Source organism: Wolbachia endosymbiont (group A) of Epagoge grotiana (assembly GCF_947251775.1).
GTDB lineage: Bacteria > Pseudomonadota > Alphaproteobacteria > Rickettsiales > Anaplasmataceae > Wolbachia > Wolbachia pipientis.
In genome coordinates, this window is sequence record NZ_OX366387.1 from 416,926 (window position 1) to 436,872 (window position 19,947).

The window sequence follows — 19,947 nt, forward strand, 5'->3', positions numbered from 1 at the left end:
ACAAAAACTCTGTAGACTCTCTACGAAGCCATACGCGTCAAGTTAAGAGATTGTGAGCAAATTTAGAGAGGTTAAAGTGGATACTCTAGCCCTTCTACGTTTGTCTTTTAATGAAAATCGCGACCAAGTTATAGTGAGTTTTTTAAGAAATGCTTTTAAACTATTAATTTTGGTTAATACTAAAAATAACTCTCTAACCCGCCTTTTTAGCTCAATAAATGCCTTTGTTAAGCTAAGTTCTGTATTCTTTTTCACTTCTGTGCAACCAACTATGCCGTGAAATATAAGAATTGCGCACAATTTAGCATATAGTTCACATAATACTCTGCATGGCTTTCCTTTTAGCTTATCAAGCCTGATATGGCTTTTATACAATTTAAATAATAACTCAATTTGCCACCTTACTCTGTAAATCGTTAATACTTGCTCAGCACTAATTTTATTTTCTGGAACATTAGTTATAAATATTGACCAGTTCAACAATTTTTGATTTCTTTTAGAGGATGTATATCCCTGCGATCTTGCTAATCTATTAGCTTTCCTTCTTCTGGCCATAGACTGTTCTTCAGTTAGTTTCTGACATATAATTCTTACTCTAATTTTTGCTTCTTTTCCTAACAATACCTCGTTTTCTAAAAATAACTTATCCTCTAAACATTCTAATAACTCCATTTTTTGATTTGTTTCTACATCATATATGTTGGTATCGGATTTATAACGACTTATGAAATAAGCTCCTATTTCATTGATTTGTTTAAAAGAACTTGGCACAAAATAACCGAGATCAGATATTAGCAAATCATTGCTTAATATATTACTTAAATGTTTCCTATATCCCTGGTCTGATCTTACCCCCTCCGTTAAATTAAGTTGGTCTATTATCTGATTCATGTAGTCGAAAACTAATTGTAACTTTATTCCAGACTTAGTATTGCTTTCATAGCCACTGTAGCTAGTACCATAACCTTTATACATCTCTTCCATACTGTTAGGTAGAGTAATATAGCTACTGTCCAATAATTTAACACTATTAAATTGCTGTAAGATTTTGCAATCAACTTGCAAGATATTTTTAAAGAGAATCACAGATTCATTATACATCCTTTTCATAAATTCCACTGCTTCTTCAGTAAATCTAAAATCCAAACCTTGTTTTGTTATATCTATCGAGTCCTCGTTTAGTAATTGACACATTGTTTCTACGCTACAATTATCAACTCCTATATTACCCAAGACCATGGCTTTTACGAATGATGAACCTTTTAGCTTTCTCTTTCTTTTTATAAACCTTGTTGTAATTGAGATTTTCTCTGCTTTTTCATTAAAAATTTCTTTGAGCTTTTTTGATAAGCAAGTTATTTTATTCATTGGTTCTCTCACTAAAAGTATATCTGGGAGAACTTATACCTTATTATTCTATCTCTTTCATACCTTTATTTCCTTAACTTGACGCGTATGGATGAACAGACTCTCTTTGAAAGGTTTTACTAAGAAAAACAAAGCAAGAGCTAATTTCAATAATTACTCGTTCCAGTAAACATTATCCTGAGATTTTTGAAGAACTAGAGGATAAAGAATATGAGCAATTTATTCAAAGTGAACTTTCAAAATCCGAGAATTATGTATAAAACAACCGGAAAGATGGTGAGATCAGGTAATCTATGGCTAAGACGTCATACCGCCGCGGTATCTCTTAGCCGCTAACACGTAGCGGGATGACGAGATGCCACCACGAACCGTCATACCGCGCGATTCATCCGCGGTATCTCTTAGCATAGATCCCGCTAACAAGCAGCGGGATGACGGTTGTCGTTTAGCTATAAACATTAAGAAATTTACCAAACGAAAAAAAAGGCAAAAAAAGCCCCATGATTGGCTAATTACTTACATTATACTTTCAAGTATGGCGTTTTTTTATTCTAAACACTTAATAACCGCGATTCAGCTACTTTTAAACCGCAACTAATCTAAATTATAAACGTTAAGAAATTTACTAAACAGAAAAAAAGGCAAAAGAAACCCTAGGTTAGCTAGTTATTCACTATCCATTTTTTAAGTTGGCGTTTTTTTATGTTTTAAACGCTTTATAAGCGCGTTTCAGCTTATGTAGGTAGAAATTTTATAAGACATAAGGTGCACATAGTGCAAAAAATTAAACATGATACGCCAGATACGTGAGTTTTTTTGTCATTTAATCTGTACAGAGAAGATAAATAAATAGCTTCAGTGTTTATGATAAGGGGGCTGGCGGAGTTTGTCAAGTGGTTTTTAGCCACGTTTCCCTGTTATAATGTTCGTTTGCTTGACCTAAGATCCAGGAGTATTTAAACTGAACCCTATACAGTGCTAAAAATGATAGGAAATCTAAGCGGAATAGTTGATGAAGTGCGCAGTGATCACATAATCCTGAATGTGAATGATGTTGGCTATATGGTGTATCTTTCAGCCAAAACTTTAAATGCATGTTCCATCGGAAGTAGAGTTAAATTACTTATCGAAACCTATGCAAATAACAGAGAAAATGTCGCTCAGCTATATGGTTTTATAAGCAAAGAAGAACAGCAGTGCTTGAGGTTGCTTGTCAAAGTAAGCGGCGTTAGCTATAAAACTGCAATGTCAATTTTGAGTAAATTAACTCCAGAACAGCTATTTTTGGCAATTATGAATGAAGATAAAGTAGCACTCAAGATGAGTGGACTTGGCTTGAAACTCATAAATCGAATCATCACTGAATTGAGTGGCAAAGTAAGTAAACTAGAAATAAATAACAATAACTTTAATCCAATTAATGAAGATGCCCTTTCAGCATTGATCAATCTTGGATATGAAAAAATGAAAGCTTATGATACGATAAAGAAAATACAAGACGAATCGTCAAATCTGGACACTAAGGATATTATTCGCATAGCGCTTAAGGAGCTCTTAACATTATGAAATCAATATCGTGCGGTAAAGAATATACTGAAGATGTGCGCAATATCAACATCAGGCCTGAGCAACTTGATGATTTTGTCGGGCAAAAAGACTTAATACAAAATTTAAAAGTGTTTATAAACGCTGCACAGACGAGAACTGAAGCTTTAGATCACGTCTTATTGTACGGTCCTCCAGGGCTTGGCAAAACAACTTTAGCACAAATTGTTTCTAAAGAATTAAGAGTTAGCTTTCGCGCAACTTCTGGTCCTTTACTTAGTAAAGCTGGAGATTTGGCCGCAGTGCTTACCACTTTAAATGCAAAAGATGTTCTATTTATCGACGAAATCCATAGATTAAATCGCAGCATCGAAGAAGTTTTATATACTGCTATGGAAGATTTTTGCTTGGACATATTAGTAGGTGAAGGTCCATCTACTCGCACTTTAAGGATAGATCTACCACCATTTACGCTAATTGGAGCAACAACACGGCTTGGATTACTTTCTGCGCCACTCAGAGATCGTTTTGGCATTCCTTTGCATCTTGAGTTTTATTCCTTTGAGGAGCTGGTTAATATTATAAAAAGAGGCGCAAGAGTTCTTTCTGCTGAAATTGAAGAGGGTGCTGCGCGGGAAATTGCCTGCCGTGCGCGCGGCACTCCAAGAATTGCTTTGAGGTTACTCAGAAGAATAAGGGATTTTGTTGAAGTGAAAGATGATAAAAAAATTACTTATGAAGTCGCTGATTCTGTATTACTAAAATTGGGTGTAGATAAAATGGGACTCAATAAACTTGATATGAATTATCTAAGATTTTTATTCAACACTTCAGGCCCTGTTGGAATTGACACCATATCTATTGCGCTATCCGAAGATGTTGGCAATATTGAAGAAACAGTAGAACCTTATTTAATCAAAATTAGTTTTGTAAAGCGCACACCAAGAGGGCGCGTTCTAACCGATCAAGCAAAGGAGTATTTGAGCTTTCAACATTAAACATCATAATTTATATTGACTAATTGGCGTGGTATCTATATGCTAACATTTATATATTAAAAATAATGGAGGCATATATGTTAACTAATAGCACTGAAACTGTATCTTTAATTGAAACTTCTTCTAATCTAAATATCAGTCCTTCTGATAATAATTCGATTTCGGATACTAAAAATGTACCTAAATCAACACTAGATGAGAATGTACCTAAATACGTCACTCTTAATAATGCAGAACAACACTTCTACTAATACCACTAATAAAAAGAAACCAAAACCTTATATTCATAAGGATAGTAATGGTATATGTACATATACTGCTCGGGATGAGAATAAATATGGTGGTAAGAACATTATAGGCAAAATTGCTGAACAAATTAAAGAAGAGATATCTAAAAATATAGAAAATAATGATATAGAATTTATAAAACTTAAAGAAAGCAAAAATGAAGATAATATTATTGAGCCTGCCGTAAGAATTGCGATAGGTAGTAATACAAAAGAAATAAGCATGAGTGACATTCTAAATAACGATTTGTGTAAACAATATGGCGTGAAAGCAATTACATTATTGCTACCTCAAAGTAAAGCAAGGGGGCTACGTTGCCGGGTTGATGAACATGGAACAAGAATTTATGAAGTAGCTAATGGGTCATATCAAATGACTTTAAAGTGGAATGCTCAAGGAAAAGAATGTAATATTAAAATTAATATTCATGATAATGGCTCCGTAGAACTTATTGAGGGTAATGGTGTTACTATGGAGCAATTAGCTGCACATAAAGAAGTAAAAGTAGGAAGGCAATATGAAGCAAAGCCTTTACATGAAGTGTTAGCATCACAATTGCCACAAACACAATTACAACAAAGCTCTGAAGAAGTAAAATTTTTGGAGCAGCATTCAACAAATGTAGAAGACTTGAGCGGCGCATCACAAAAGCATCAAGCTCCTGCTGCTTCAAAATAGGTAAAGTAGTGAAAATTCAGTATAAGTTGCTTGCATCTGCAAGTAACTTATACTTTTATGATGAGCAACACAATACTACCAAGAAATTTCTACGAGCGGCCAACTTTGGTTGTAGCCGGGGAGTTACTAGGAAAGATGCTGAAATTTTCTAACTTTAGTGGAATAATAACCGAAGTTGAAGCCTATATAGGAATGAGTGACCCAGCTTGTCATGCAGCTAAGGGTTATACTAACCGAACCTCAGTAATGTTTGGTATGCCGGGGTTTTCATATGTGTACTTTATATATGGAATGTATTACTGTTTAAATATTGTAACAGAAGCAGAAGGGTTCCCAGCAGCAGTGTTAATACGGGGATTAAAGCTCATTGAACCGCTTGAGGCAAATTTAGGTGGGCCAGGAATATTGTGTAAAAGATTAAATATTACAAAAGAACATAACAAACAGGACCTTACTATAAGCCACGAATTTTGTGTTTATGAATCTTACCTCAAACCAGATTATATTTGCACCCCGAGAATCGGAATTAGTAAAGGCCAAGAGAAATTTTGGCGGTTTAAGATTTTCTAAACTTAAGACCTTGCGTAGACTATTTGCCAATCGGATAATCACCAGTGAAACAAGCATCACAATATTGTGGTGTAGCATTGTTACGCTTTTCTGCTTTAACAGCCTGATATAGTCCATCAATACTCAAGAAGGCTAGGCTATCTACTCCTATAACTTCCTTAATTTCCTCTACAGATTTATTTGCAGCAATTAAATCTTTGCACTCTGGCGTATCTATTCCATAAAAACAAGAATGCTTAATTGGTGGGCTTGAAATTTTGAGGTGAATCTCTTTTACTCCTGCATCCTTTAACATAACTATTATATTTGTTAACGTACTACCACGCACTATACTATCATCTATTAAAATTATGTTTTTACCTTTCAAAATGTGCTTATTAGCATTGAATTTTAATTTTATTCTAACTTTACGTACTTCAGCGGTTGGTTGTATAAAAGTTCTTCCTATGTAATGATTACGAATTATTCCCAGTTCCATAGGTAACCCTGAATGCTTTGCATATCCAATAGCTGCAGGTATTCCAGAATCAGGTATTGGTACAACCATATCCATATTGTTTTTTGGTGGGCTCTCTTCTGCAAGTATTCTTCCTATTTCTTTTCTTATATCATATATGGACCTATTCTCCATTATGCTGTCTGGTCTTGAAAAATAAACGTATTCAAAAATACAAAAACTTGATTTTTGCTGTGGGAAAGGAAATGCTGAAGCTAGATTACCATTTCGATCAATGGTGACTAACTCACCTGGTTCTATTTCTCTAACAAACTCTGCATTTACTATATCAAGAGCACAAGTTTCAGATGCAAGAACATAAGAACCGTTTAACTTCCCTAAAACAAGAGGCCTGATTCCAGACGGATCACGTACTCCAATAACTACTTCTTGATTGATTGCCACAAAAGAATAAGCACCTTGTATTTGCTTTAATGCATATATAAAACTCTCTAAGAAGCTATCTTTTTCACCGCTTGCTGTCAGATGCACTACTACTTCTGTATCAATATCTGACTGAAAAACGCACTCTTGTTTAATTAATTGTTCGCGTATTGGAGAAATATTAATTAAATTACCATTATGTGCTATGGCAAAATCCCCAAATTTGCCACTTTTGCCAAGCATGGGCTGCACTCCAAACTTATTACCACTTGTTGAGTATCGAACGTGACCTATTGCACAATCTCCAGGTAAGGATTTCTTTATTTCATCTATATCATCAAATACGCTGCTCACTTGACCTTGAAAGTGATAAGAGTGCAGCTTATCGTTGTTACTGGTTACTACGCCAAAAGACTCTTGACCTCTATGCTGCAAAGCGTGGAGAGCAAGTATAGAGTTAAAAGCAGCACTTTGGTTGCAACTTATGCCAAATACCCCACATTCCTCACGCATTTCATCTAGCATAAAAACTATTAAGTAAAGTTTAATTTTACTTTAGCATAGGTAAAATACAAGCATTTTGTTGTTCATCTGCTTTTATTGCCAGCAATAATCCTATGCATATCAAGCTTGCAGCAGTTGTACTTCCTCCATAGGAAAGAAATGGCAGTGGATCGCCTATCACAGGCAAGAGGCCTATTGACATTCCAATGTTTACAAAAAAATGAGCGCTAAAAAAGGCGAAAATGCCGATAGATACCGACTTAGAAAAATAATTTTTCGACCTATAAGCGATAGAGAAAATTACTCCAAGTAATGAGGTATAAAGCAAAATTAAAGCCATGCTACCTAAAAAGCCCCATTCCTCACTCAGCACTGCAAAAGCAAAATCTGTACGTTTCTCCGGCAAAAATCCAAGTTGAGTTTGACTTCCGTTAACAAAGCCCTTACCAAGCAAACCTCCTGAACCAATAGCTATTTGAGATTGCTGCGCATTATAACCTATTCCAAGTGGATCCACTGATGAATCCAAAAATGACAATATCCTTTGCTTGTGATAAGGACGTAAAAAAGGCCAAATAGCCGGTACTGCAAAAATGCCAAGAGTTCCACATATTACTGAATGAGATCTTTTTATTATTGTTGTGAATATAATTGATATCCCTATAAATAACATTATCATAGCTGTGCCTAAATTAGGTTGCTTTAACACCAAGAACACGGGTAAGAAAATAATTATAAGTGCCTTAAGCAATCTTTTAAATTCCATCATTTTATACATACTCTGCTTATCAAAATAGCGAGCAAGCGCAAGTATTAAGCCTACTTTTGCAAATTCTGATGGTTGCAAACTAATTGATCCAATTCTTATCCACCTTGTTGCACCCATTATGTGTGAGCCAAAAAAATTTACTGCTAATAGTGAAATCGCTGCTGCTATATAAAAAAAGTAGGCGTACTTCAAATAAAAATCTAGCTCTATGAATGACATAGCTATAGCGAGTAGGAAAAAGAAGGAAAATATGACCAGTTGGTGAATCGCAAATGGCACCCACTTTCCTCCAGCAGAAGAGTATTGAACAACAATGCCAACGCAAAACAGCGCTATCACGTTAATGACTAATAACCAATGAATCTTCTTCAGCCTACCCACAATAAAGACCTTATAACCTTAAAGTATAGTAAAATATGAAACAAAGATAAAAATCAAAAAACCAACTTCTCAACTACTAACCGAATTGGAGTGCTATATATTCCAGTTACTACTGTTAAAGCTGCCATAAACAATAGACAGAAAAGCATAGGAAATGGCACATCATTAATTTTGCCTAGTGTCATTCTAGTGCGTGACGTTGCATCATTTTCAAAATACATTTTCTCTACCATCTTCCACATGTATATTAGTGCAAGAAAAGAACCGGCAGCAAAAGCTATCAGGGAAATCCACGCGCGAGATTCGATAATTGCTTTCATTATATACCACTTGCTTACAAAGCCATTTGTTAAAGGCACACCGATTAATGCTAAACTGAGTAGAGTGAACGCAAGTGCTGTATAAGGCATTGATTTCTTGAGTCCCGATAAATTCTCTATTTTTGTTGTATCAAATTTGTAAGAAATACATCCTGCAGCCATAAATAAAGATGTTTTTATTATGCTGTGGTTTACTATGTGAAGAATTGCTGCAAATACACCTGTTTTTGAGTTAAAACTCAGTGCTAAAATTATATAACCAATTTGGCTAATACTAGAGTGAGCAAGCAGTCTTTTTATGTCTTTTGCGGTTATTGCAAATATCGACCCAAATACAATAGCGCAAAGTGCGAGGATAATTATCACATTGTCCAGTAGCGGCTTAAACAAGAAAAAATTTTGATGAAAAACAGTATAAAAGATTCTGATGAAAACATATATCATCACTTTTGTCACTGTGCCTGAAAAGAATATGCTAATGAAACTTGGCGCCTCACTATATGCATTAACCAGCCACCTGCTTAATGGAAACAGTGCCATTTTGATTGAGAGACCAACAAAAATGAACAACGTGCCAAGTTTTATGATGTTGTTATCGTATAATGGAACTATTCTTTCAGCCATGTCAGACATATTGAGCGTTCCAGTCATTGAATACAAGAGCCCGATGCCAAATAAATAAAATGTTGCACCTATTGTTCCACTAATTAGATATTCAAATGCTGCAACCAAGGCTTTTTTATCCCTTCCCATTGAAACTAATACATAAGAAGAAAGAGATGAAATTTCCAAGAAAACGTAAAGGTTAAATATGTCGTTTGTTACTAGAATCCCGAACAGTCCGCTTAAGCACAGTAGAAATAGAGAGTAAAAACCAGTGATTTTGTTTTTGCTAATTTCTTTTTCGTTAATATAAAAGCTATAAAGCACGCTAATCAGCGCTATAAAATTCACCAAAGTTAGAATCAAGGAGTTCAACACGTCGATTCTTAACTCTATGCCGTACGGGGGAGCCCAATCCCCAAGGTGATAAGTTATAATTTCGCCTTTATATGTTTTAATGAGTAGTATTGATGAAATGATAAGAGTGATTGTTGTTGCAATAAAAGAAATAAACCAAGATACCTTGTGTTTCTTGGCAAGAAAGCAAAACATTGATGCAATTATTGGGATAATAACTTGTAAAATTGGTAATTGCATTAAATTGTTGTTAATATATCGTTAAAGTATTAGTATATATAATACTTTTTGTTTTAATACCCTTATGTTATCTAAAATTTGTAACGCAATAAAACGCCTATTACGAAGAGAAGATAAATTTGTAGGAAGAGATGAAAATGGAAATTCTTACTATGAATCAAGTAAAGGAAAAAGGTGGGTTATGTATAGCAGTGTCTCTGAGCCTACAACAGTGCCTCCGGAATGGCATATATGGCTTCACTATACTGATAATGTAGTACCAGTTAATAATAAAAAAAGAAAAGTAAAACATACTCCTAATTTAACGGGTACAAAAGGTGCATACTATCCAAACCAAAAAGTGAAAAATTACTATAAAAGCTGGAGTCCTGATAACTAAAGATGCGAAGGTCAAATATACTTGAAATAACCGCTGGATTATTTGTATTAATTTTCACTATTTTTCTGATTTTCTTTGCTATTGATAAGCTATCTTACATAAAGAAAAACTATAAGGATTGCAATAAAATATATGGTCTTTTTGCTAACGCTAACGGTATAGGAGTTGGTGATAGTGTCAAGATCTCTGGTGTGGACGTTGGAAGCATAACTGGTGTATCACTTGACAAAGCTACCTACGTAGCACGAATCGACATGTGTATAAGCAGAGACATAAAATTGCCAATTGATAGTTCAGCTCTGATCACTAGCAGTGGAGTTGTTGGTAGTAAATTTGTTAATATATTACCTGGATCAGATATTAAACTAATCTTGCACGGTGGTAAAATAGAGTATACTCAAGCTGAAGCAAATATGGGTGGAATAATGGACAAAATTATTGGTATGTTTACAAAGTGAAAATGGCAGGATTCCAAGTGTACCCATTCAGATGAAGCCTCCTGTAGTTCTAAAGTATTTAAGGAGTTTGCCTTATTTCTTGCCTTTTCTACCGCTTGCTTTGGGGTTTATAGTATAGAAAGTGCCTTAACAGTTGCAGTACATGTCTATCAATGATAAAATGAAGATTAATTTATTTTGATATTATGATTGGTTTACTGTTTGCCGTACTATTGTTCCTCTGTGGTAGTGATGCACTTGCAAAACAGGAGCCACGTTCAATAGCTGGAGATAATCACATAAAGGTAATAAATTATAACCCACAGGCTATACATAAGTATACGGGTTTTTATGGTTATCAGTCCAGTATATTGTTTGAACCAGGGGAAGTAATACAAAACCTTTCAATGGGTGATTCAACTGGTTGGCAACTCCTTCCTCAAGGTAACAGATTGTTTATTAAGCCTATAGATGATATTGCCGATACTAACGCAACTATAATTACCAATAAAAGAGTTTATTACTTTGAACTTCATGCTGAAGAAGCAACTGGACTAGATGATCCAAGATTAGCATATGAAGTAAGGTTTCTTTATCCACTATTTAGCAGTGATGAGATTTACACAACAAATAACGGTGATATCCTCGAACAAGCTAGTCATACCATTATTCCTGATATAAACGATATTGAAGTTGTAAAGAAGGGTTTAAATTTTAATTATTCCATCTCGCACGTTAAAGGCAGTCAGTCAATAATACCAATCAAGGTTTTTGATGATGGAAAATTTACATATCTACAATTCAATAAAATAAACTCTGATTTCCCGGCAGTTTTTATGGTTGATTCTGCAGGATATGAGTCTTTAGTAAATTTCCGTACAGTTGACAACTATCTGATAATCGAAAGGGTAAGTTCAGTGTTTACCTTAAGGAATGGATCGAGTACAGTTTGCCTATTTAATGAAAACATGCCTTTCAAAAAAGGTAAGTGATTACTATCTAAAGGCTATAATGCCCGAGATATGGGTGCAAAGTTTTTTCTATGATGTTCTGTAATTCCATAAAGGCCAATAGCGTTAAGGTGCTCTTTTGTCCCATATCCTTTATTTTTATACCAATTATATTCAGGATGCTTATTGTGCAATTCTTGCATAAGCCGATCTCTCGTAACTTTTGCAACGATTGAAGCTGCTGCAATTGATGTACTCAAATTATCACCATTTACTATGGATTTCACTTGCCATTTCACTTCAGGTGGTTGATTACCATCAACTAGCACATAATCTAACTCTAGGTCCAAGTCTATCAACGCACGTTTCATTGAAAGTTTTGTTGCTTGCAAGATATTGTATGAATTTATTTCTTCTACGCTTGCCATTCCTATACCAAATTTTGCAACGGATGTTATTTTTTCATATAGGACTTGCCTACATTGAGGAGTCAACTTTTTCGAGTCGTTGATTCCATCAATAATTGTATTTCTATCAATAAACACTACGGCTGCGGATATTACTGGACCAGCTAGCGGACCTCTTCCAACTTCATCCACTCCTGCTATCACTCCTGATAATTTATTTTCTAATGTAAAGTCTGGGTATTTCATAGGTTTTTATAATAAGAAAGTTATAGTAAAAACTGAACAGATAATAGAAATTATCCAAAATTTCATAACGATTACATTTTCTGACCATCCCTTCTTTTCAAAGTGATGATGTATTGGTGCCATAAGAAAAACTCTTTCTCCTTTTCCATATTTAAACTTTGTATATTTAAAATATGATATCTGAATAATCACAGATAGAGTCTCTATTACAAAGATTATTCCAATAACGGCAAAAAGCATCTCTCTTTTAATTAGGACACTAGTTAACCCTAAAGCTGCGCCTACCGACAAGCTACCAACATCACCCATAAATATTTTTGCTGGATGTGTGTTAAACCACAAGAAACTTAGAATAGCTCCTATAAATGCAATGCAGAATAAAGTAATATTCATATCTGCTTGAGTTATGTATGCAATTAGCCCCAAAAAAGCAAAGGAAGTGATGACTTGAGTTGCAGCAAGGCCATCCAAACCATCTGTGAGATTCACAGCATTAGAAGAGCCGACAATTACAAACGCAGCAAACGGAACATATAGATAGCCAAAATCTATTATTACTCCTTTAAATAGGGACGTTTTTGTAAAACCTTCAGCAGAGTATAGCTTAAGTATAAACACACCAACCAGAGCAACAATAAACTGAATAAGTATTTTGGTTTTTGCACTTAAACCTCGATAGTGATTTGTCTTCAATTTTAAATAATCATCAATAAATCCAAGTAGAGCAAAAAATAGAGTTATCAATATCAGCAGCAAAATTTCTGGTGTTAACTGAGCCCAGAGTAAAATTGGTAATAAAGAAGAAATCAGTATTATTATTCCGCCCATAGGTGGTACATTCTTTTTTGTTATTAAATGACTTTCTGGTCCACATGATCTAATTGGTTGCCCATCTTTGCTTATTTTTTTTAGAAGCTTTATAAAATAGGGAAAAAGAATAAACCCAAAAACAAATGAGGTAAAAAATATTTTTGTAGCTAAGATCATCTGCTTACTTAAATTGACTAAGTGTCATACCACCTATAGCTAATAAAGTCAACTTCTGTCATCCTATAGCCTGACCCACAACTGTACGAACATTGTGATTTGGGCCCATCAGTAGGGTGTCATCCCAGTCTGGAATCCACAACTGTACGAACGTTGTAGTTTGGACCACCAGTGGGGTGTCATCCCAGTGCCCAGACACTGGTTCTATGCAACTTAATTAAAAACGTTTGTTTTAGTGTAAGACAATTACCTTTAGCTTATCAGCTCAGTTATAAGCAAAATTTCTGGATTCCAGACTGGAATGACACCATTTGCTGTGCAATTTACCTTCAAAAATGAATGTTCGTACAGTTGTGAACCTGTGGCAGGTATTACATAAGAGCATTTCCCTCTTCTAAATTAAAACGCACTTTTGCCTCCTTTGCAGTCTATACTTTAGATGTATTTAATTTACAAATACTAATTATTTATTAATAATGGTGATATGTAAATATAGTTATAAAATAATTGTTACACTTGAATTCCTTCCTGGTTTCTGTTGTTATCAGAACATTTAAAACACTTTAAGAAAGTTGCTTAGTTAAATTAACTTAGACAAGTAAATAGCAGTTTTGCAGCCTGTTTTTATGAATGATGATAAAATGTTGTAGCCAAATGCGCTTTCAGCATTGTGCTGAATTGCAATATCTTTGTGCTCTAACTCCTCGTCGCGAAATTTACTTATAGTTTCTCTTAATTCCCCATCTTCTAAATGTGAAACTTGCTCTTTGTAGTGCTCCCCGATAACTTCTTCAACTGCAGCAGTGCAAGCCATAGCAGCTTTTTTGCCCATAATGGCAGTTGCAACGCCAAGCGACACTCCTAAAACACGCCAAACAGGCAACAAAACAGTAGGACGAACTTTTTGCTCTTTGATTTTCTCATTAAAATAGTGAAAATGCTTTTTTTCCTGCTCTTCCATTTCAATTATTTCATTGATTATAGAAGATTTCTTAAGAATAAATTTTTGACCAGAATAAATGCAAATAGCTCCATATTCTCCAGCGTGATCTACTCTAATTGCCTGTTGCAAGAACTGATTGTTGCTGTACCTTAAATTATTTAGATTTCTTTCTTTCTCCACAATACACCTTACCTGATACGAACAGAGCTACTATGAGATAAATTAGATTCCATGTTGCTAAGGAAACACCTAGAACGTAATGAGGTCTGTCACAAGATGGAGAGTAATTAGGATTTAGTAGATTATTTCTGAGCTCTTCTATACTAACGTTACCACTTGCTTGCTCTGTACAACCTAAAACATCATGAAATAAGTGGAGTTCAAGACCTATATGATAAAAAGATATTACTGCACCTATGAGGTAGCTGCAAAACATTGCATAGATTAGAATTTTGTTGTCTTTAAGCATGCACGCTACTGCAAGTAATCCGGCGATATAGTAAACTATTCGCTCGTATGTACATAACTTGCATGGCAGCATGTTGAAAAAATATTCTAGCACATATGCAAAAATTAGAGCAGCGGCACTCGACAGCAGAAAGATTGCAGGAATTCTGGAATTATTACACATAACTTTAAGTAAATTATCCCTGAAAGTATAAAGCAGAGTATTCATTTTACATAGGGATTTTTATTTTTTTTCAAAAGCAATCTAACTGGCACACCGTCTGCAAAGAAATTTTTTCTGAGATCGTTAATTAAATAGCGTTTGTAACTTTCATCAACACTTTCAGGTATGTTACATATCAAAGAAAAAGCTGGAGGTTTAGTACCAATTTGAGCGATATACTTCATTTTAACTGCTTTGCCTTTTACAAGAGGGTGAGAATGTTTTCCTACAGCATCTATGAGCCACTTATTCAGTTTTGCAGTGCTGATCTTCTTGTTCAAGGATTCACTCACTTCAAGACACTTATCTATCACATCACCGCAGCGCATGCCTTTTAACGCAGAAATTGTTATAGTTGGCACTTCCAAGAATAACCTGGTTACTTCCTGTTGTTTGACAAATTTTATTAACCTGCTTCTGTCATCCTTACCTATTAAATCCCACTTATTTAAAACAACAATAATCCCTTTCCCTCCCTTAATTGCAGCTTCACCAATTGATAAATCCTGCTGCTCAATACCAACTAGGGAGTCTAGCATTAAAACTACCACATGAGAGCGCTTGATTGATTCCATGCTTTTCTCAACAAATCTTGATTCTAAGCCATCTACAACATTCGCCTTTCTGCGGATTCCGGCAGTGTCAATTAGAGTAATTAACTCTCCATCATGATCATATGTAATATCCACAGAATCACGTGTGGTACCTGGCTCTGAACTTGTTATTAGTCTGTTTTCTGCAAGTAAACCATTTAAAAAAGTTGATTTTCCAACATTCGGACGGCCGATGATCGCGATCCTCAGCCTACTCAGTTCATTGTTAGGTAACTCAGTGTTCTCGTTAAAATTTTCAATAACACCAGCTAATGCATCATAAAGATCAACCATGCCAAGATTATGCTCGGCAGAGATATACACCGGGCCAAGAAAATCAAAAAACTGCAAATAATCAACATTTTCGGATTTATGACTCTCGCATTTATTTGCTATCAGTATCACAGGTTTATTTATTTTTCTCTTCAGCCACTTTGCAAACTCTTTATTTCGCTCATTTTGCACTTTTGCGTCAACAAGAAAGAAAATTATGTTTGAACTGGATAAAGAAAACTCTATTTGCTCAATAACTTGCAGTGAAAAACTAGTTTGGTCGTTCCATCCTCCTGTATCTATAACTTTAAACTCCAAATCGCTAATTCTCCCCATTCCCTCTCGCCTATCCCTTGTCACTCCTGGAATGTTACTCACTACTGCTGCTTTTCTTCCTACTAATCTGTTGAATAGGGTCGATTTTCCAGCATTTGGTAGGCCTACTATGGCGATTTTTAGCATAATTCAAGGGCATGTTCTATATGAAGTAAATTATAACCGAAACTTTTCAATTTAACTATTGACTTCGTAGATTATATAAGCATACTACAGTTAGAATTTTTTTATTTCGTTATGTAAAATATGAGGTAGTTATGCTAGTGTCAGAGCAAATAGAGAGTGTAGATAGAGAAGAATTAAAGCAACAAAATCATATACATAAAGATACAGAGTGTTCGGAAGAGACGACAATATATGGGCATATTAATCAACATATGGAAAAAAACATCTCAAATACATTGCATGAAATATATGATGCTCTTATGTCATATAACGAATCGGAACAGTCAATGACGTCAACTTAAGAACTTTCATTAGCAAACTCTCCTAAAGACATGATGGCGTTTAGGCTTATCTACTTTATTGCGGCTGTCCCGGTCGGATTTTAACTTTAGCGCGTATACTTAAAAAGGGCTTGAAAGTTTTTTGGCGCAATAAGTACCTGATAGAGTTTCTGTCTCATTACACTAAATAAAACTGAAAAATTTAAACGATACTCAGTAATTTGATCTGGGTTCCAAGGCCCTTGTGCATCACATATATGAAGCGATAATATATTGCACATGACCAAGTTTGCCCAAAATTCTTGTAATACAGCCTCTCCAGAAAAATTCTCTAACTCTGCTCCTACTTTGAGTCGTTTATAGCACTCCTCTATGTGCCACCTTAACACATAAGCTTTGCTCCAAAGTCTCGGTCAAAAACTCTGTTTCTCAGTTGGCTAATGTCAGCACTATAACTCTTACTTTCTGTCCTTTCATTTTATTTTTTAGCTTTTCATTTTCTAATATAAAATCAAAATCTAATTCGCCAGCGTTCCCATAGCTTACTATAATTTCTTTTTTGCAAGCAAAAAATAAAATCTACTTCCAAATCATAATGCTGCTGAATGAATTTTACTGAAGACGATCATAGATAAATAATAATTTCTCTTGATTTAATAAACGCATTTGAGTGATAACTTCGGGTAATTGCTCTGCCGCCAACGTTTGTTCACCTATATTCCAAGCTGCAAGACGAGCACTGCAAATCAATGAAGTACACAAATCAACAAACAAATTGCCAATGGTGCCTGTTGTTCCATTTGGTTCAAACTCGGATACAATTTCCCCAGAGCTGGGTAATCTCATACCAGAACCATCTGCTGCAATAAGTCTATAGCCTCTCCAACTCAGGTTCATCCTGATAGGCTGTTTGGATGCTTAAATTCTTGAGCCTGTATGGCAAATCTTATACCTTGCTTTAGAAAAAGCTTGCTTTGAGGGTACATGTCAATGGCTCCATAAGTTCACATTCTATTCCCAAACTTTTTTTAACTAACTTTAAAATCATAGAAAATACTGTCGAAAAAGCTTGTTCGTGTAAAACTCAACACAATGGATTTTCTGAAAAGTTTTCGAGTATATTATATTTTTAATTTGTAGAATAAGGTTTTTTCCTTTTTGCATATTTCACCTAAAAAGGACACATTTTAGACTTCTTTGTTGAAATAAAACAGAAACAAAAGTGCTGTCCCTTGCACTCTTTGGATAATTTAATGATAAAAAATTTAGAGAGAAATTTTATACACAATCTCTGACATTTTTCCTTAAGTTGACGCCATTGCCTGAACGGATACAACTTAATTTTTAATCTGCAGGAGTCAAGTTGAGAATGTCCAATTTTCCACTTTCTTTATAGCATAACATACTTCAGCGCCTCTTGCTCCTCTTGAAGTCCAATGGGCTCACCACTTATGTGTAAATTAATCGTTAATGTTGTACACGTTCTTTTCTTTTTCTACTCTCTCTTGCTCTTCAATACAATATATAGCAAGCGGATTAGCTTTAAGTCTTTCGACTCCTATTTCTTCTCCTGTTCCATCGCAGTAACCATAAGTGCCTAATTTTATTTTTTCTAACGCCTCCTTAATTTTTTCTTTTCTATCTTTTCGACGCTTGATTAATTCCTCGTTTCCACTATCTTCATCAGAATAGTATGTATCAATACTATTATCTTCTAGTTCTTGTTTCTCTAACTCAGCGAGTATTGATTGTAACTTTAAGCTGAAGTATTCCAGTTGTTTTACGCTCATATATTCTTCATCTTCTGAAGGAGTGTAATCTTCTGGTGACTTTATTTTTGGTAACTTTTCCATAATTGCATTATCAAAAAAATAATAAAACCTATATAATTTATGAACAAAAAATTATACTACCTCAAAGTAAACACTATAATTTATAATAAACATTTAAAAGCCTAGTATGATCGACTCAGTAAAAAAATTAGTAATAGATGATAAGAACTTTACCTATATAGTATGTATTTTTATCATAATGTTAAGTTTATCTTCATTTACACTTAAAAACAACAATAAACAAGAAGTTATGTTAACATTAACATGGATATGTGCTACATTTGTTTTGCAGATTTCTACAAATAATTTGTTTACATCTGATTATCATGATGGAATATTAGAGCAAATCTTTGTACAGCCACTCTCTTCTAGGCTTATAGTTGCTTATAAAATTTTCGCTCACTGGTTATTATTTGGGTTACCGATTTCAGTAATTTCTTCCATATTCAGCTTTGCAATTCTAGGCAATAGTATTGAACACTCAATAGCAGTTGGAGTGTCTTTATTATTTAATACGCTGATAATCACTAATATTTCAGCTACTGGAAATGCATTGATGATTGGTCAAAACAACTTAGCATCAGGAGTATCGCAAATTCTTGTTTTGCCAATGATAATGCCAACCTTTGTGTATTTTAAAATGCTAACTCAATTTGAAAATTTATCCTTGAATATTTATACACTACTAATCACCATCTTAGTTTTTGTTATTTTGATTGTTAACAGCACCATAACTACTCACATGGCACTAAAATTTGCTGTGGAACAGGATTGAAAAATCTTACTGTTATTCAGTAGACTTCTTGCATAACCTAGAAAAAAGGCAAATAGTTATTATAGATTTAGGTTTATCGACAATTTGAAAAACCTTCATTCCAGCATCCTTCCCTGTCATCCAAGTAGCCCTTCGTTGTCATCCCAGTGTCAAAAACTGGGATAACAGCTAACCTGACAACCGTCATCCCGCTACTTGTTAGCGGCTAAGAGATACCGTGACGGTATGACGGTTCGCGGTGGCATGACGATAAGCCTCATCATCCCGCTACGTGTTAGCGCCGCGGCGGTATGACGATTCGCAGCGGCATGACGAGAAAGGGGCTACTTGGATGATACCTTTTTTCTACTTAGTTTGGGTTATGCAAGAAGTCTATTCCTTCATAAGGAGAAGTAGTTAAAGGAATTTACTCTATTTCTCCCTCTTTTTTTATTATTTTTAATCTATAGTTAACGTAAAAGAGATATGCAAAAACTCTATTGATCCATAGTCTGCAAATTATTAATAACACTTACTTTAAAGAACCTCACTTTACGCTGATCTTTGAGCGCTCTTCTGTGGTATTTTGTAAGAGTATAACTTGTGAAATCGTCTTCCCTATAGATTAAAGAGTTACACTGCTTTATATGTGATGCTATCCACTCTGCATAGTCCTGATGATCGGTTGCAATGAATATTTCCCCTGTTATAAGTATTTTTTTTGCTAATAAATTTAAAAATTCCGTATTAATTAATCGTCTTTTATTGTGACTTCTTTTTGGCCATGGATCTGGAAAGAGAATAAAGAATCTTTCAACACTGTTATCAGGAAAATTTGCAATCAATTCTCTTGCATCTTCTGTCCACATTAAAATATTTTTTATGTTCTGTATTTCTATGTTTGTTAGCAAGCGAGAAACCCCCTTTAAGTAGGGCTCACATCCTATAAATAATAGATCAGGTTCATTGAGCACCTGGTAAAGCATATTTTCACCGTTGCCAAAGCCTATTTCTACCCATATTCTTTTTTGTGAATTTACAATTTTCTCTATAGATTCCTTGCTGTTTTGAATAGAATATTTTTCCAATATTTCATCAACATCAGGTTTTAGCCTGGACCTTCTGGAGAACGATCTAATCCACTTGCTATTCTTAAATAGCATATTCTTGATACATATATAATTTTCTCACTA

20 protein-coding genes and 1 pseudogene are annotated in these 19,947 nt (G+C 34.6%); 9 read left to right on the plus strand and 12 right to left on the minus strand.

All coding sequences use genetic code 11. The annotated features are described in order from the left end of the window. Positions 1 to 42: 42 nt before the first annotated feature. A complete protein-coding gene (locus tag OPR50_RS02035; RefSeq protein WP_265023871.1) occupies positions 43 to 1,368 on the minus strand; it encodes an IS4 family transposase in 1,326 nt (441 codons plus the stop codon). Positions 1,369 to 2,352: 984 nt separating this feature from the next. Between OPR50_RS02035 and ruvA the strand changes: the two genes are divergently transcribed. From ruvA to OPR50_RS02060, 5 genes are read left to right on the plus strand one after another with little or no spacing between them, the layout of a single operon-like run. Further along, a complete protein-coding gene (gene ruvA, locus OPR50_RS02040; RefSeq protein WP_264339603.1) occupies positions 2,353 to 2,934 on the plus strand; it encodes a Holliday junction branch migration protein RuvA in 582 nt (193 codons plus the stop codon). Next, positions 2,931 to 3,911: a Holliday junction branch migration DNA helicase RuvB gene (gene ruvB, locus OPR50_RS02045; protein WP_182309817.1), complete on the plus strand. Its 981-nt coding sequence runs from the start codon at positions 2,931 to 2,933 to the stop codon at positions 3,909 to 3,911. Before ruvA ends, ruvB begins: the two co-directional genes overlap by 4 nt. Positions 3,912 to 3,934: 23 nt before the next feature. Further along, a complete protein-coding gene (locus tag OPR50_RS02050) occupies positions 3,935 to 4,162 on the plus strand; it encodes a hypothetical protein (RefSeq protein WP_264339540.1) in 228 nt (75 codons plus the stop codon). Beyond that, positions 4,140 to 4,877 (plus strand): hypothetical protein, encoded by a 738-nt coding sequence (locus OPR50_RS02055; RefSeq protein ID WP_182282721.1) that lies wholly within the window; start codon positions 4,140 to 4,142, stop codon positions 4,875 to 4,877. Before OPR50_RS02050 ends, OPR50_RS02055 begins: the two co-directional genes overlap by 23 nt. Positions 4,878 to 4,937: 60 nt before the next feature. Continuing rightward, entirely contained in the window at positions 4,938 to 5,447 is a 510-nt protein-coding gene (locus tag OPR50_RS02060; RefSeq protein WP_264339539.1) for a DNA-3-methyladenine glycosylase, read from the plus strand. Positions 5,448 to 5,466: 19 nt separating this feature from the next. Here the strand turns inward: OPR50_RS02060 and purF are convergent, their stop codons facing one another. The 3 genes from purF to OPR50_RS02075 are packed head-to-tail and all read right to left on the minus strand — an operon-like array spanning position 5,467 to position 9,501. Next, the gene (gene purF, locus OPR50_RS02065; protein WP_065094852.1) at positions 5,467 to 6,852 is read right to left on the minus strand and encodes an amidophosphoribosyltransferase; all 1,386 of its coding nucleotides are present in this window, start codon (positions 6,850 to 6,852) and stop codon (positions 5,467 to 5,469) included. Between the two features lie 25 nt (positions 6,853 to 6,877). Then, positions 6,878 to 7,981, minus strand: coding sequence for a rod shape-determining protein RodA (gene rodA / locus OPR50_RS02070; RefSeq protein ID WP_151807632.1), 1,104 nt, complete (start codon positions 7,979 to 7,981; stop codon positions 6,878 to 6,880). Positions 7,982 to 8,034: 53 nt separating this feature from the next. Beyond that, positions 8,035 to 9,501 carry a proton-conducting transporter transmembrane domain-containing protein gene (locus OPR50_RS02075; protein WP_155969254.1) on the minus strand — a complete coding sequence of 489 codons (1,467 nt, stop codon included), beginning with the start codon at positions 9,499 to 9,501 and terminating at the stop codon, positions 8,035 to 8,037. A gap of 64 nt (positions 9,502 to 9,565) precedes the next feature. Here OPR50_RS02075 and OPR50_RS02080 point away from each other — a divergent pair, with 64 nt between their 5' ends. The 3 genes from OPR50_RS02080 to virB9 all read left to right on the plus strand — a co-directional run bounded on the left by OPR50_RS02080 (position 9,566) and on the right by virB9 (position 11,309). Next, positions 9,566 to 9,880, plus strand: a complete 315-nt coding sequence (locus tag OPR50_RS02080; protein WP_182309790.1) for an NADH-ubiquinone oxidoreductase subunit NDUFA12 family protein — start codon at positions 9,566 to 9,568, stop codon at positions 9,878 to 9,880. A 2-nt stretch (positions 9,881 to 9,882) separates the two neighbouring features. Then, complete coding sequence (mlaD, locus tag OPR50_RS02085; protein WP_264339538.1) at positions 9,883 to 10,338, plus strand: outer membrane lipid asymmetry maintenance protein MlaD; 456 nt, start codon at positions 9,883 to 9,885, stop codon at positions 10,336 to 10,338. 185 nt (positions 10,339 to 10,523) lie between these two features. Further along, a complete protein-coding gene (gene virB9, locus OPR50_RS02090; RefSeq protein WP_064125428.1) occupies positions 10,524 to 11,309 on the plus strand; it encodes a P-type conjugative transfer protein VirB9 in 786 nt (261 codons plus the stop codon). Positions 11,310 to 11,323: 14 nt separating this feature from the next. On the opposite strand, the gene OPR50_RS02095 is transcribed toward virB9, so the two are convergent. The 7 genes and pseudogenes from OPR50_RS02095 to OPR50_RS02125 all read right to left on the minus strand — a co-directional run bounded on the left by OPR50_RS02095 (position 11,324) and on the right by OPR50_RS02125 (position 18,021). Then, entirely contained in the window at positions 11,324 to 11,920 is a 597-nt protein-coding gene (locus OPR50_RS02095) for a ribonuclease HII (protein ID WP_010082329.1), read from the minus strand. A 6-nt stretch (positions 11,921 to 11,926) separates the two neighbouring features. Then, entirely contained in the window at positions 11,927 to 12,907 is a 981-nt protein-coding gene (mraY, locus tag OPR50_RS02100; protein WP_182309786.1) for a phospho-N-acetylmuramoyl-pentapeptide-transferase, read from the minus strand. A gap of 580 nt (positions 12,908 to 13,487) precedes the next feature. Continuing rightward, positions 13,488 to 14,030, minus strand: a complete 543-nt coding sequence (locus tag OPR50_RS02105) for a demethoxyubiquinone hydroxylase family protein (RefSeq protein WP_006279362.1) — start codon at positions 14,028 to 14,030, stop codon at positions 13,488 to 13,490. Further along, entirely contained in the window at positions 14,005 to 14,526 is a 522-nt protein-coding gene (locus OPR50_RS02110; RefSeq protein ID WP_015589379.1) for a disulfide bond formation protein B, read from the minus strand. Before OPR50_RS02110 ends, OPR50_RS02105 begins: the two co-directional genes overlap by 26 nt. Then, the gene (gene der, locus OPR50_RS02115; RefSeq protein WP_012673406.1) at positions 14,523 to 15,848 is read right to left on the minus strand and encodes a ribosome biogenesis GTPase Der; all 1,326 of its coding nucleotides are present in this window, start codon (positions 15,846 to 15,848) and stop codon (positions 14,523 to 14,525) included. The genes OPR50_RS02110 and der overlap by 4 nt, the downstream gene beginning before the upstream one ends. A 350-nt stretch (positions 15,849 to 16,198) precedes the next feature. After that, a pseudogene (locus OPR50_RS02120) lies at positions 16,199 to 17,332 on the minus strand (transposase). Between the two features lie 296 nt (positions 17,333 to 17,628). Then, positions 17,629 to 18,021, minus strand: a complete 393-nt coding sequence (locus OPR50_RS02125; protein WP_010963040.1) for a TraR/DksA family transcriptional regulator — start codon at positions 18,019 to 18,021, stop codon at positions 17,629 to 17,631. A gap of 106 nt (positions 18,022 to 18,127) precedes the next feature. Between OPR50_RS02125 and OPR50_RS02130 the strand changes: the two genes are divergently transcribed. Beyond that, the gene (locus tag OPR50_RS02130) at positions 18,128 to 18,775 is read left to right on the plus strand and encodes a heme exporter protein CcmB (protein WP_010963039.1); all 648 of its coding nucleotides are present in this window, start codon (positions 18,128 to 18,130) and stop codon (positions 18,773 to 18,775) included. A 476-nt stretch (positions 18,776 to 19,251) separates the two neighbouring features. Here the strand turns inward: OPR50_RS02130 and trmB are convergent, their stop codons facing one another. Next, on the minus strand, positions 19,252 to 19,917 hold the full coding sequence (trmB, locus tag OPR50_RS02135) for a tRNA (guanosine(46)-N7)-methyltransferase TrmB (protein WP_012673367.1): 666 nt from the start codon (positions 19,915 to 19,917) through the stop codon (positions 19,252 to 19,254). Positions 19,918 to 19,947 lie beyond the last annotated feature (30 nt).

Excerpts from the sequence above, each read along its gene's own strand:
- OPR50_RS02035 (WP_265023871.1), bottom strand. The coding sequence starts at position 1,368 with ATGAATAAAATAACTTGCTTATCAAAAAAGCTCAAAGAAATTTTTAAT.
- ruvA (WP_264339603.1), top strand. The coding sequence starts at position 2,353 with ATGATAGGAAATCTAAGCGGAATAGTTGATGAAGTGCGCAGTGATCAC.
- ruvB (WP_182309817.1), top strand. The coding sequence starts at position 2,931 with ATGAAATCAATATCGTGCGGTAAAGAATATACTGAAGATGTGCGCAAT.
- OPR50_RS02055 (WP_182282721.1), top strand. The coding sequence starts at position 4,140 with ATGCAGAACAACACTTCTACTAATACCACTAATAAAAAGAAACCAAAA.
- OPR50_RS02060 (WP_264339539.1), top strand. The coding sequence starts at position 4,938 with ATGAGCAACACAATACTACCAAGAAATTTCTACGAGCGGCCAACTTTG.
- purF (WP_065094852.1), bottom strand. The coding sequence starts at position 6,852 with ATGCTAGATGAAATGCGTGAGGAATGTGGGGTATTTGGCATAAGTTGC.
- OPR50_RS02075 (WP_155969254.1), bottom strand. The coding sequence starts at position 9,501 with ATGCAATTACCAATTTTACAAGTTATTATCCCAATAATTGCATCAATG.
- OPR50_RS02080 (WP_182309790.1), top strand. The coding sequence starts at position 9,566 with ATGTTATCTAAAATTTGTAACGCAATAAAACGCCTATTACGAAGAGAA.
- mlaD (WP_264339538.1), top strand. The coding sequence starts at position 9,883 with ATGCGAAGGTCAAATATACTTGAAATAACCGCTGGATTATTTGTATTA.
- virB9 (WP_064125428.1), top strand. The coding sequence starts at position 10,524 with ATGATTGGTTTACTGTTTGCCGTACTATTGTTCCTCTGTGGTAGTGAT.
- OPR50_RS02095 (WP_010082329.1), bottom strand. The coding sequence starts at position 11,920 with ATGAAATACCCAGACTTTACATTAGAAAATAAATTATCAGGAGTGATA.
- mraY (WP_182309786.1), bottom strand. The coding sequence starts at position 12,907 with ATGATCTTAGCTACAAAAATATTTTTTACCTCATTTGTTTTTGGGTTT.
- OPR50_RS02110 (WP_015589379.1), bottom strand. The coding sequence starts at position 14,526 with ATGAATACTCTGCTTTATACTTTCAGGGATAATTTACTTAAAGTTATG.
- der (WP_012673406.1), bottom strand. The coding sequence starts at position 15,848 with ATGCTAAAAATCGCCATAGTAGGCCTACCAAATGCTGGAAAATCGACC.
- OPR50_RS02125 (WP_010963040.1), bottom strand. The coding sequence starts at position 18,021 with ATGGAAAAGTTACCAAAAATAAAGTCACCAGAAGATTACACTCCTTCA.
- OPR50_RS02130 (WP_010963039.1), top strand. The coding sequence starts at position 18,128 with ATGATCGACTCAGTAAAAAAATTAGTAATAGATGATAAGAACTTTACC.
- trmB (WP_012673367.1), bottom strand. The coding sequence starts at position 19,917 with ATGCTATTTAAGAATAGCAAGTGGATTAGATCGTTCTCCAGAAGGTCC.